Annotated in this window: 7 protein-coding genes; all 7 read right to left on the minus strand. The window is 45.8% G+C overall.

The genetic code is table 11. The features are described from left to right. Positions 1–6: 6 nt before the first annotated feature. Positions 7–2,715, minus strand: a complete 2,709-nt coding sequence (locus tag GLV81_RS12845) for a family 78 glycoside hydrolase catalytic domain (RefSeq protein ID WP_157479217.1) — start codon at positions 2,713–2,715, stop codon at positions 7–9. Between the two features lie 60 nt (positions 2,716–2,775). Continuing rightward, complete coding sequence (locus GLV81_RS12850) at positions 2,776–3,750, minus strand: hypothetical protein (protein WP_157479218.1); 975 nt, start codon at positions 3,748–3,750, stop codon at positions 2,776–2,778. Beyond that, on the minus strand, positions 3,704–6,238 hold the full coding sequence (locus tag GLV81_RS12855; RefSeq protein ID WP_197428300.1) for a malectin domain-containing carbohydrate-binding protein: 2,535 nt from the start codon (positions 6,236–6,238) through the stop codon (positions 3,704–3,706). Before GLV81_RS12855 ends, GLV81_RS12850 begins: the two co-directional genes overlap by 47 nt. A 70-nt stretch (positions 6,239–6,308) precedes the next feature. Then, on the minus strand, positions 6,309–7,463 hold the full coding sequence (locus tag GLV81_RS20485) for a glycosyl hydrolase family 95 catalytic domain-containing protein (RefSeq protein ID WP_425500002.1): 1,155 nt from the start codon (positions 7,461–7,463) through the stop codon (positions 6,309–6,311). Further along, entirely contained in the window at positions 7,375–9,099 is a 1,725-nt protein-coding gene (locus GLV81_RS20490; RefSeq protein WP_246185990.1) for a glycoside hydrolase family 95 protein, read from the minus strand. Before GLV81_RS20490 ends, GLV81_RS20485 begins: the two co-directional genes overlap by 89 nt. Before the next feature lie 60 nt (positions 9,100–9,159). Then, entirely contained in the window at positions 9,160–10,707 is a 1,548-nt protein-coding gene (locus tag GLV81_RS12865; RefSeq protein ID WP_157479220.1) for a glycoside hydrolase family 28 protein, read from the minus strand. A gap of 33 nt (positions 10,708–10,740) precedes the next feature. Then, on the minus strand, positions 10,741–13,374 hold the full coding sequence (locus tag GLV81_RS12870; protein WP_157479221.1) for an alpha-d-galacturonidase: 2,634 nt from the start codon (positions 13,372–13,374) through the stop codon (positions 10,741–10,743). Positions 13,375–13,396 lie beyond the last annotated feature (22 nt).

Below are 13,396 nucleotides of genomic sequence, written 5' to 3' on the forward strand. Positions count from 1 at the left end.
GATAGATTATTGATTGACAACAGTAAAAATATATTCCCCCGAACCAATGGCCATTCGTGCCAATCCGTTCTGTATCGGGACTTTTACTGGTTGCTGATTCATGTGTATGATGCTATTGCTACCTGCCGGCAAATACACAGTAGCAGTGCTGTTGACGGGTATGTGTACCTGCAAGGTAAATTTTGTATCATCCTTTTTCCATGATGAAGCAACCCATCCATAGGGTGAACGAAAACGGGCTTCAGCTTCAGTTACATCGCCTACCACTTGTGGCTGAATACGCAGCTGCCTAAACGCAACTGCACCGGTAGAAGCCTGAATACCTGCCAGCGATGCATAGAACCATTCCATGAGATGTCCGAGCATAAAATGATTGTTGCTCACAATGGGAGAACCTTGCCAAGATTCGGTTAAAGCCGTTGCACCTTTTGCCAGTTGGTAACCATAACCGGGCACATCGCTGCGGTTGTTCATCCGAAAAATGATATCACTTCTTCCTGCTTCGCTCAACACTTTTAGCAGGTGATGAAATCCGATATCTCCTGCCGTCAGGCGGTAATCATTTTGTTCAATGGATTGAATAAGATTTGCCAATACCGCGGTTGTATTTTTCTCTGCCACCAATCCCATACTTAATGCCACTGCATTAGATGTTTGGCTACCTGTACCGTATTGCTTTGCTGTGTCGTTGAAATACTGACGATTGAACGCAACACTTACTGAATCTGCCCATTTGCTGTAGTGTAATGCATCTGCTTTTTTACCCAGCAGTGTAGCAGTTTGTTGCATCACCCGAAGATTGTGATAGTAATAAGCAGTGGCCGTAAGCCCCATGGGAGTAAGCTGACAAAAGCCCGGCCGCTCAGGCCCCAAATCATACCAATCGCTCAAGCCATACATGAGTAAATGGCTGCTATCCTTGCTGCGCAAATATTGAATGTACCGCTGCATAGTGGTATAGTTCGTTAGTAGCTCTTGTTTATCGTCATACCACTGATAAAGATTCCACGGCATCAGAATGGCATTGCTGCCCCACTCCGGTGAGTCGCGGAAATAGCCGTTGGCAAAATGCATTTCGGTGTACTCAGGAATGGTAGAGGGAACCAGACCATTGGCATTTTGCTCCGCCCGTATATCAGCAGTGATTTTTTTGCCCAATGCATGAATATCATAGTTGTATTGTAGTGCATTGCCCATCAGGTGCAACTGCTCTTGCCAACCCAATCTTTCCCTGTGCGGACAATCGGTAAACACACTTTGCATGTTGCTGTTAATGGCCCATTGTATCAGGTGATTGGTTAGGTTGAACAATGTATCGGAATTTTGAAATGCTCCTACAGCTGCTGCACTGTTGCGGGTATGTAAGGCTTGTACCTCCAACAATTGGGTTGTTTTGTTTGATGTTGAAGCAGGCAACAATTCCAGTTGCACATACCTAAATCCGTAGTAGGTAAATTTTGGCTGCCATTGTTCAACGCCATCACCACTTAATACATACAAATAATAACTGGAAGCACCTGTGGCTTTTTGATTGGCACGACCATCTTCTGTCAGCAGTTCTGCCGGCGTCAATTTGATGGTATCGCCCCTGTTGCCACTCACTTTTATTGCAGGTATGCCCGACATGTTTTGCCCGAAATCATAGAGCCAAACATTGTCCTGCAATTGCCGCACAGTCATTGCTTCAAAAGACTGCATCACTTTCACAGGTTCGGCCAGCTGCGATTGCAAATGGTGCGGCGTAGCAACAACGGCAGGCTTCCATTGTGCATCGTTGAAAGCCGGCGTATGCCAGCCCTTGTGCTCTAAACGGGCATCATAATTTTCGCCGCCATACAAGCTGCTGTATGTAATGGGCGACGGTGCCGTTTTCCATTGTTCATCACTCACAACCTGCTGTATGCTGCCATCAGTATATTCAATCAATAAGCGGAAAATCATTTTTGGATAACCGTAGGCACCGGTCATTTTACGGTATCGTTCGCCGGGTATATAATAGAACCCATTACCCAGCATAACTCCAATGGCGTTATTCCCAACATGCAATTGTTTAGTAACATCAAAAGTGACATACTGAGCCTGCTTGTTGTATTTGGTCCAACCAGGGTCTAAAAAATGATCGCCGGTTTTTTGCCCGTTGATGTACAGCTCAAATTGCCCCAGTCCACAGATGAAGGCAGTTGCTTGCTTCACTTTTTTGGATGCTGCAAATTGGGTGCGCAACAAAGGCAACACATTGGCTCTTTTGCCCCAGGCTTTGTCACCGTTGCCATGAGCAGCAGGAACAATCCGCAAAGAATCTGGCAGATTCTCATAAGCAATCCATTTGGCACCTGCCCAATCTTTAGGTTCGATTAAACCCATTTGCCAGCATGCGATTGCACTCCACGCAGACACATTGCCTTTATTATCCCAGGCTCTTAATTTCCAATAATATTTTTTGGCAGTCTGCAATGCCTTGCCGTTGTATGGTATCTGAATAGAAGCTGCAGACAACCGCTTTTTCGAATCCCACACGTTGCCCACATTTCTTTTCAAGAGTAGCGAATCATCGGCTACTACAATTTGAAAAGCCGTTTGCACTACGGACAGTTGAGCACTGTATAATTCCCAGCTGAGCATGGGTCGTTTTGCAACTACACCCAATGGATTTTCTCTTGCTTCGCAACGCAGATAACCCACCCGTAATGATTGTGCCGAAGTGAGCACAGTCATTAAAACAGTTGTGATTAAAAGCAAGCTGCGTTGTATCATCTTCGTTGTGTATAACAGCAATTATTGAACGTCAATCCCGGAAATGGCCAATCCTTTTGCCGCTTCAATGTACAGCACTACTTTATAGTTACCAGCATTGATTTGAGAAGGCGTATTCACGGTAAACTGGTTCCATTTTCCGGTACGGGTAAATGTAAAAGACACCGGTTCGTCCATCATCCTGTTGCCACCTGCATCCAATAGCAGCAAGCGTCCTTGCACGGGTGCTTTATCCCAAAAATATTTCATGGTAAAAGAATACCTATCGCCCACACCGGTTTGTATGGGCCATGCAATACTTACCGGCGCATCGCTTGAAGGCACCACACATTCTCTGTCATTGACCATTTGTTTCTGGCTATTTGCATCAGTAATGGCAACGTTGGTTTTGTATTGTGTAACCGGTTTTAAGTCGTACGCTGGTTGCATTTTATTGGCAGGCTGGCTGGCGATGAAATAATGGGATGGAATATTTTGTACCTGCTCATTTGCGGCCAATTTTTTCCGATAGAGTTTGTAATACTTTCCTCCTTGCTCATCTGTTACTACAAAACTGTGCAGGTCTTCAAAGCCTTTCCAATCTGCTGGCAAAGAAGTTGTGCTGTCAATACCCACAAAAAAATCAACATCTTCTATTGCATCATAAAAAGCAGTAGCTGATGAATTGGGTGATTGAAATTGTATCCAATCGGCACCAAACAATTGCGAAGGCAACGCATGAAAAGCAATGCCCGACTGAGCGAATTGTTGATCGCCAATATCCAACCAGGTTTGTTTGCTCCATTCACCCTGAGCAGGATCTGCAATTTGCAATGGGATGCGCTGCTGCGGCATTTCCCGAACGGCTTTTTTGGAAATAGTAAAAGCGGCAATCAATGCCTGCCCTGCTTTACTCTCAGGAAAACTGATGATCAATTTACCATTCACTGCCTTAGCTTGTACCGTTTTTTTATACGCAGCGCTTGGTACCAACTGCTTTCCAAATATCCAAATCATCTGCTACGTTTTTTCCGTTAATGGCTACATCAAACAAACGCATACCGGTTGCATTGATGCCGCCGCCAACACCCAACCACGGTTCAGTAAAAAACAACTCTATCGTGTATTCACCTGCAGGTACTTCCAGCTCATACTGCAGTTTGTGTTTTCCATAGCGAAATGTTTGAAACAGTTTGTCATCATTGGTGTTGCGTATGGCCGTAAAAACTCTGCGCTGACTGGCATACACTGCAGGCACTTCAGGAAAATCAATTGACCACGAGGTAGCCAACCATTTATCAGAAAGCCATGTATTTCCATGCACATCTGTGTAATTGGGTCCGCCGCAGTTGATGCGATACAAATAATCATTGCCGGTAATTGGCTTTGTCATCAAATCATCTTCTTTCTGCGCTGCTACAAGAGCTTTGGGAAGGTGAAACAGAACAACAGCATCTCTGGCAACCACTTTCCCATTTACATAACCAACGGCATACAAATTATTGTATTGAATCAACACACTGTCCCATTGAAAGTGTGTACCTATTGGTCCCTTCTTTTTACGGCCCAACGAAGTTTTGCCGTCATCATTAAACAGCTCAACTTCATCGCAATTGCTATACACTTTGATCCCATTTTTAATACCAGGCATCATCCATCTGTTGGGCCATGTATGTGAGGCAATATACACCATGGGGTCAGTTGTATTGGAGGCATAATTGCTGCGAAACATGTAGTACACATCCGTAGGTTCTTCCCATGGCGTAAGCATGCCTTTGTAATTAACCGGACCAATACGATCCAGTTCCCGCAGGCCTTCACCACCCTGCACCCGCCCGGGATTGTCGTGTGAAGTAAGCAACCAAAAAAAGTGGCCCGCCACACTGTCTTTTACCGATTCTGCCAATCGAACTTTTTGCTCCATCAATTCAGTGAACCGGTCTTCACTATAGGGACCGTTTTGCATAAATCCGCCTTCGGTATGCAGGTCGAGTGTACGCCACGCACCATACTCACCTACCAAAATCTGGCGCTTCAAATCTTGCCCATAGTCGGCAGGATTTCCGCCGTAAGTACCGGTCCAGTTTTGGGGCACATCCCAATCGGTACCGGTGCCGCCATTGCAGGTAGTTACTGGCCGTTGAACACTAGCCGTTGGATCAAGCGAACGAATGAGCTCTGTGCATTCCTGTGCAAAATCTTCGGGCAGTTTGCTCTCGTTTTGCAAACCCCACATGACCACCGATGGATTGTTGCGCCGCTCTATCACCCACTCTCTCAGCAGTTGCTTAAAGTGATGGCGAAACTCCGGCGTATCGTACCACACATGGGCCGACAACTGCGTCCACCACAAGATGCCCTGGCTATCGCAAAGCTGGCCGTATAACAGATTGTGTGGCTGATGCCCATCCCGAAAAGCATTGAACCCAGCTGACTGAATCCATTTGAAACGTGCCTGTATTTGCGCTGCGGAAAATGCATGGCTTTGCCCCATCAAATGTTCGTATTCGGCTACACCGTTTATAAACACAGGCTGCCCGTTGAGTACAAACTGATGGCTTGCTGTTTTCCAGGCAACAGTGCGAAAACCAAAGCGGGTTGTTTCCTGATCAATGAGCTGATTGCCTTCTTGAATACTGGTAACAATGCTGTATAAATACGGCCGTATTGTTGACCATAATTCGGGCTTCGTTACTGTTATTTTCTCTTTCAATACCGACACCGAATCATGTGGTTGTAGGGTGTGTTGCAGCGAAACAGTTTGCACTGTTTTACCTGTGGCATCTTTAAGGGCATGCACAATGGTAATGCGGCGCTGCCTGTCTGTAAAATTCTGGACAGTTGTATTGATGTTGAGCAAAGATTGAGTCGATTGTACATCGGCCCATGCATGAATGCCAAAAGGCACAATGCAAACATCGTTGGTGACAAGCAATTGCACTGGCCGGAAAATGCCCATGGGTTGCGAACCTTCTGAAAAACCACGTTCATCGCTACAACCACCACATACCCAAGGCAGATTCGCTATGCCCGATGGATGCCATGCCCGAACTGCCAACTCATTGGGGGTACCATCTGTTTTAATAACGTGTGTAATATCGATGCTGAATGTGGTTCTGCCACCTGCATGCTCACCCACTTGTTGCTTGTTTACATACACAGTAGCATAAGAGCCCACGCCTTCAAACTGCAGAAAAAAACGTTTGCCCTGTTTTGCCTGTTTGATAGTAAATGTTTTGCGATACCAAGAGTCGCCGTGCCGGTTGCCATGCAGCATTCTTCTGTAACCTTCGTATTGGTCCCAATTGTGCGGAATGCTCACTCGCTGCCAGCGTTGATTAATTGGTACAGCGAAAGTATTGGCTGGCAGAATGGTATCGTTGCGGGTAGCAATGCTGTACCAGTTTTGCTCAAGTGAAATAGTGTTGCGTTGTGCATGGGCAGATAAACCAAGGCACAACAGCAAACAACACAACTGTAATGTACGATATGCCGAAACTTGCATCGGCTGTTGAAGTGTGCGACGCAACCAAAGCCTCATAGTAGCACTGCTACTGGCTACCAAAGAAAAAATATTATTGTATTTGTAAGCTGCCATTCAATTGAATCATCTGGTTGATAGAAGTAGTGAATGTTTTTGTAATACCGTTGTAGCGAAGCTGCAAAGAACGGCCAGCGAGGGAGCGGATACGAATGCTGCTGAGTGCTGCATTTTTCCATTGCATGTCTACCACAAAACCGCCACGGGCACAAAGGCCTTTCACTTCGCCGTTGGGCAGAGCTGCAGGCAATGCGGGCAACACATCGATAAAGTTGGTATGACTTTGCAACAACATTTCGCCAATGCCGGCGGCACCACCAAAATTGCCATCAATTTGAAACGGCGGATGCGCATCAAACAAATTGGGATAACTGCCGGCACCGCCTTTTGCAGGGCTCATGAGCATTTGAATCATTTTGAAAGTATGATCGCCATCTCGCAGTCTTGCCCAGAAATTAATTTTCCAGCCAAGGCTCCAGCCAGTGGCTTCATCGCCACGAAAAATAAGCGATTGCTTAGCGGCCTGAGCCAGCTGCGGCGTTGCATCCCAATTGATTTCGTTACCAGGATAAAGCCCCCACAAATGCGATACATGCCGATGCTTGTTGTTGGGATCGTCTTTGTCTTGCATCCACTCTTGCAATTGCCCGTACCGGCCAATTTGATTGGGGGCAATGCGAGACAACTTTTGCTGCAACTGCTGTCGTAAATCTGCATCCGTTTGCAACAACTTACTGGCTTCAATAACATTGGTGAACAATGCCCGAATGATTTGATGGTCCATAGTAGGGCCCGCTACTAAACCACCTTGCTCCGGCGAATTGGAAGGTGAAGAAATGAGGTAACCAGTTACAGGATCTTTCACCAAAAAGTGATGGAAGAAACGAGCGGCATCACGCATGATGGGATATGCTTCGTTGCGCAAAAAGGTTTTGTCTTGCGTGTATAAATAATGCTCCCACAAATGCTGGCACAGCCAAGCACCGCCTGTCACCCAAATGCCATGATTGGCTGCATTAATAGGCGCCGTTCCCCGCCACAAATCGGTGTTGTGATGCAGCACCCAACCCGGCGCATTGTAATACTCACGGGCCGTTTCTTTACCTGTTTGCGCCAGCTCTTTTATCATAGAAAAAAGTGGCTGATGCAAGGACGACAGATTGAGCAACTCTGCAGGCCAGTAATTCATTTCGGCATTGATATTGGTCGTGTACTTGCTTGCCCCACGGCGGATTTACCAAATCATTCCAAATGCCTTGCAAATTTGCCGGACGTGTGCCGGGCCGTGAAGCGGCTATGAGCAAATAGCGACCATATTGAGCATACAAGGCTACAAATGCAGCATCGTTGGATTGTGCAAATCGATTCAGTCTTTCATCGGTGGGCAAACTATCATGGGGTGAAGCACCAAACGATAACGCAAACCGATTGAAGTATTGTTGATACTCTTTGATGTGTGCTGCTTTTACCTGTGCAAATGTTTTGCCCTGTACAGATGCCAACGCCTTGATGCAAGCTTGCCGTGGGTCCGCACTAATGTTTTGATAGTTGACAAAATTGGTACCGGCTGTGAGGTAGAGCGTTGCTTCATCTGCATTGCTGAGTATCACTTTGCCATCCTTTATTTCGAGCTTTCCCCCTTTTGCTACAATGCGCAACACACTCTCGCCACGCAAGGCACCGGTTCGAACTTTTACCTGCAGCAGCAAATCATTGTTGATTCTGCTTACCACAAAGTTCTTGTGAGCACTGCTGAGTGTAGCCGCAAAACTAATAGCCGCTTTTTGTGAAGCTGTCAGTTGCACTACAATGACCTGATGAGGTGTACTGGCAAAATATTCCCGCTTGTATTGAATGCCATTGATAGTGTAGCTGGTACTGGCAACAGCATTGCGCAAATCCAATGAACGACGGTATGCTGTTGCCTTTCCTGTATGTGCAAACTGTAGCTGCAAATCGCCAAAAGGCTGATAGGAAGCCTGATACACACCAACCGGCGGCGGATTATCATCGGCCACAAAATATTTCCATTGCCCGTTCAAAGAAATGCGGGCCTGCTCATTGTTAACGGGAAAAATAGCCACATGCTTAGCGGTATCTTTAAAACCATACACGCCTCCTTTATCAGCAAAGTTGAGCACCAAAATGGCAATACTATTTTTGCCTGCATGCAGTAATTCTTTGGCTACAGTATATTTTCTTGGCTCGGTATCTTGTTGCTTTCCAACCAATTGTCCATTCACAAATGTAAAGTCGTGGTCTCTGATGCGTCCCGGATCAAGTGTCATCGCTACTGGTGTCCAATTGGCAGGCAATTCAAAACTGGTGCGCAACCAAACAGCACCATCCAACCCGCCATGGCCTACTGTTTCCCAACCATCCCAATGCGGTACAGTCATCGTAGGCCACGCAGCATCTTGTACATCCGTTGCAGCCATCTGTGTAGCTGCACCCCATTTATCTATCCATGCAGATTTATCAGCATCAAAACTTTTCAATCCCATGAACTGTGCTTCTGCCAAGGCTTCCGCTTCCTTTTGCTTACCGGCAAACAATAAGGCACGTATACTGTCGAGATATTTATAAGCACCCTTCCGGTTGTATGGCCGCGGCTCACCTGTCCACAATGTTTCTTCATTAAACTGCAAGTGTTCTGTGTGCACATCGCCAAAAATCATGGCGCCCAACCGGCCATTGCCAATGGGCAACGCTTCTGTCCATTTTGTAGCGGGTTGTTTATACCACAATTGTAAATCTTGTGCATGCAGCATTGTGCTGCAACAAAGCAACAACCATACACCTGCAAGTATTTTTTTGTTGGTCATCTTCTGAACTACTATTTAGCTGCGTTGTGTCACTCACTTCAACTGCTGTACTCCTAATCATCAAAGCTGCACGGTACCGGTTGGCACATCTGCAGCAGTGGTTACGGTAGCACCTTTCAAAATATTGTTGTGCAATAAAATATTGCTCGTAGCAGCGCCTTTAATGTCAGCAAACTTATGGCTGCCATCAAACAACCAATGATTGGTGAGAAGCGCTTCCTTTACATCCGTCAGGCGAATAAGCGGTGCATCCATCAATGGCTTCACAGTCGACAATGCATCAATTAAAATACGGCTTGACTTTTCTGCACTTACTGCCGGGCCCGTTTTTGTATTCACACGAACGTGACGCAATTCGATGTCTTGTACATTGCGGATCACAATACCTGTTTCTGCTTCAAACACTACATCATGCAAACTAATTTCCGACACGGGCATTTCATCAAGCCCGTTGATGTACATGGCTTTCTTCGTGTATGCAGTTATGTTGCTGAACCGAATGTTGCGAAACTTTGGTGTACGTTCACTCACTGGTTCGGGCTTTGTTTTGGAGTATTCCATGTCCAGCACAATGGCCTGGTCACGTATGTTTTTCATCACAATATTGTCTACCCGAATATCTTCTACCACACCACCGCGGCCACGGGTGGTTTTAATGCGAATACCCCGATCTGTTCCATCAAAAACACAATTGCTAATGGTTACTTTTTTTACATCGCCACTCATTTCACTTCCAATCACAACTCCACCATGACCGCTCAGCATGGTACAGTTGGTGATGGTGATATTTTCCGCAGGAAAAGCCTTGGTTCGTCCCGGCACATCTTTTCCTGATTTGATGGTAATGCAATCATCGCCCACACTTATGTGGCAATCGCTGATGTGCACATAGCGGCAAGATGAAGGATTGATACCATCTGTGTTGGGTGATTTTGGATTGTTGATGGTAACGCCTGTGACGGTTACGTTTTCACAAAACTCCGGATTCACTGTCCAGAATGGAGAGTTTGTAATGGTAATGCCTTCTATCAACACATTTTTACAATACAGTGGTTGTATAAACGGCGGGCGAAGAAAACCTCTTTGCATTTGTGTAGCATCATCGGGCAATACAATATTTTTATTGGCACTGTCAAACAGCAATTGATACTTATTTCTTGCAGTTTGGTTTTTATAAAAAGTAAGGGCATAGTCCCACCATTTTTTTCCATGGCCATTTATCAGGCCCCGCCCTTTGATGGCAATGTTTTCGGCCTTGTATGCATAAAACAATGGAGAGAAACTAAACACGTCCACCCCCTCATAGCGGCTTTCTACCATGGGCAAATAATGATCGAAGTTGTCGGAGAAGTGCAACTCTGCACCAGCATCAATCAAAATGGTGATATTGCTTTTGAGGTGTATGGGACCAGTGAGGTATTTGCCCGCAGGAAAATACACGGTGCCGCCGCCTGCTTTGCTGGCCGCCGCAATAGCTGCCGCAATGGATTTTGTCGCCAACGTGCTGCTGTCTTTTTTGGCACCATACTTTGTTACATCATAGTATTGCTGTGCTTTTGTAGCAATACTAATCGCAACAATAACCGTAAAGAGCATCAGTTTTTTCATGTCAATATTTTAAAACAGTCAATTCGTATTTTCTTAAGGCGCTTCAAACAACCAGTCAATATTTTGTTGTCTTTTATCGCTCATCAATCCGGCATCGTACACAGGCACATGCGATTGGGCATCAATGGCCCCCAAAATGATGCACAATCCTTTGGGCAGTTTTAATGTATGCGTACCAGCAGTAAACGTGTATGCATGCACCTGCACAGCAGGCAATCCATCAATGGCCATGGCGTTGCTAATTTTGATTTCAGCCTGACCATAATCATCTGCACTCGCATTCGTTTCCAACTCTGGTGCCTTGGCAAAAGTGGTATCGGTGGTAAATGCTGCCCGTTGTGTTTTAAAGTACCCAACCAATATTTTCACCGGCTTGTCTGCAGTAAAAGTCCACTCAGTAGCAGCAGCTAATTGCCGTTTGAATGATTGCGGCTGCAATGCAAGTCCGTTAAGCTCCGGGGCCAACTGTCGGATGATGACCGTAGTATCTGCAAACAAAGAAATACCAGGCTGTAAAGTTTTGCCAGCTTCGGCACTTTGTACTTTCACCGCAGGTAATGGCAACCGTGCATGAATCAATACATCCTTTTCTTTTTTCAACGAATCAATTTTGCGTTGAAAAACAGTCAACTCATTTTCAAAAACGGGCAACATTTCTGTCCAGTGTTTGTAGGTGCCATTCACACCCCGCATTGGAATTTTTCGTTGTTGTGTTTGCATGCTGTTGGCATACAAATAACTGCCCTTGGTGAGTCGGGCAAGTTGTGCGTAATCTTTTACACTTTGCTGCAATAACGGCACAGCTTTTTCCAAATCAGGCACTTGCTTGCTGTACTTGTATTGTAGCAATTGCACTGCAGCCTGCACTTTATGGCTGAAGTGATTGGCCATAGCCTGATAACACAACATGTCGTTGTATAACCGATTGAACTCAGCTTTATTGCTTCGGATATTGTTGGCAATAGACTGCAAAGCTGCCACGGCTTTATTGCCATGCAACATTACTTCTCCTGCAATTTGTGTTGGTGTTTCACCCACATGAGGCAAACCATTTTGCACTTTGTCTACGTAATCCAAAATCATTTCACCTTCGGGAGCTTCTGCATCATACAGCAAGGTGAACAACCCATATCGGTAAGGATTTATCAACTGTGTCATGAGCATGCCGAGTGTCAGGGTTTGGCGGTTGCCATCGGTAATGCCAAAGCGGCGCAACAACTTGGGGGCTATCTCTCCACTCTCTTCATAAGCAGTCAAAATTTTTCTGCCATCAGCTTCACTACAACCAAAGTGATGTGCCAACATGCGGCTCCAGTAGCGTATCTCGTCTTGCCTGTTGCGATTGGCTTTCCATGCATAACGGCTCCATGCACTGTACCAAATCCAATCACGTTCTATTTGCAGCAATCGTTTGCCAGCAGCTACACTATCGGCACTGTAGGGCCAATCCCAATACGATGCCTGCGGATACAAATGCAATCCATTGCCGCCCATTACTTCGTGCATGCCTATTACACTCTGCTGAATAAAATCTGGCGACCCATATCGAAAGGGTTCAAGATTGGCAAGAATGTGCACGTTTTCAATTTGCACACTGCCGAGTTTGCTCAGTGTTTGGTGCAACTCCGCCCAGCTGCCACGTGGTCTTGCATAGGTAAGAGCTTCGCCATTAAACTTTGCTTCGGTATATAAATTTTTGTAGAGGGGCAAAGCAGCTTTCATTACTGCCGGGGCATCTGTATCGTGTGCCCGCAATACAATGGGCGGCTCATCTGTTTTGCCAATGGCATGCAAGCCATCCTGCACCCCTGGTATAATGGTTTTGGTAAACCATTCAATGTCATCATTGCCCACACCTTCCATGGCTTCACCCAAACAAACCATGAGCCCCACGTTGGGATATTTTTCTACAAATGCAGCAATAGATTTTCGGGTGTAATCTGCAATGAGCGGCGTAATGCCCCGCTCCCGTTCTTGTGTTTTAATACCATGATGCTCCGCAAAAGGCTTTGATACTATGATGTTGTAAAACATTTGTATCACCCAAATGCCCCGCTTATCAGCCTCAGTAGTTAAGAAACGATAGAGCTCTTCATTCTTTGCGAAAGTGGCTTCATCTACTTCTACTGCATACGGATAATCTTTCAATTTTACCAGCGAAGCAAAGGGATGTCCGTTCCACAGGTACAACGAATTCATGCGATTACTCACCATTGAATCGAGGTACTGAATCCACAGTTTCTTATCGTACAACCACGGAAAAACCTCGGGCGTGTATGGATATTCATACACATTTCTACCGGGCAGGTAATACGGTTTTTGAATGCCAATGCAAGCCCCACGCAACACCATTTCGGGAGCATCTTGTACAGCCATGCGAACAGGAAACTGCTGGCGATGTTTGAGTGTATCTGCTAAAGCCAAACAACCATACAACACGCCAGAGGCATCATTTCCAGTGATGCTGATGCGCTGTGCATTACCCTCAATTCGAAAACTTTCCTTTTTACCATTTGGTTGAATGGATAAAACAATCTGAACATTTTTTTGCTGCAGTTTCAATGCACGAACCGTTTGCATGAGTGTAACGGAAGCATACCTGCTGCGGCTCGTTTTCACCTGATCCAATACTCTCACCTGTGCCTGCGTAAATTGGCACAATATCAAAAGCGTTATTGTTGATAGTAAT

This window comes from Phnomibacter ginsenosidimutans, from assembly GCF_009740285.1.
GTDB lineage: Bacteria > Bacteroidota > Bacteroidia > Chitinophagales > Chitinophagaceae > Phnomibacter > Phnomibacter ginsenosidimutans.

Coding starts and splice junctions, on each gene's coding strand:
- GLV81_RS12855 (WP_197428300.1), bottom strand. CDS start 6,238: ATGCAAGTTTCGGCATATCGTACATTACAGTTGTGTTGTTTGCTGTTG.
- GLV81_RS12850 (WP_157479218.1), bottom strand. CDS start 3,750: ATGATTTGGATATTTGGAAAGCAGTTGGTACCAAGCGCTGCGTATAAA.
- GLV81_RS12845 (WP_157479217.1), bottom strand. CDS start 2,715: ATGACTGTGCTCACTTCGGCACAATCATTACGGGTGGGTTATCTGCGT.
- GLV81_RS20485 (WP_425500002.1), bottom strand. CDS start 7,463: ATGAATTACTGGCCTGCAGAGTTGCTCAATCTGTCGTCCTTGCATCAG.
- GLV81_RS12865 (WP_157479220.1), bottom strand. CDS start 10,707: ATGAAAAAACTGATGCTCTTTACGGTTATTGTTGCGATTAGTATTGCT.
- GLV81_RS20490 (WP_246185990.1), bottom strand. CDS start 9,099: ATGACCAACAAAAAAATACTTGCAGGTGTATGGTTGTTGCTTTGTTGC.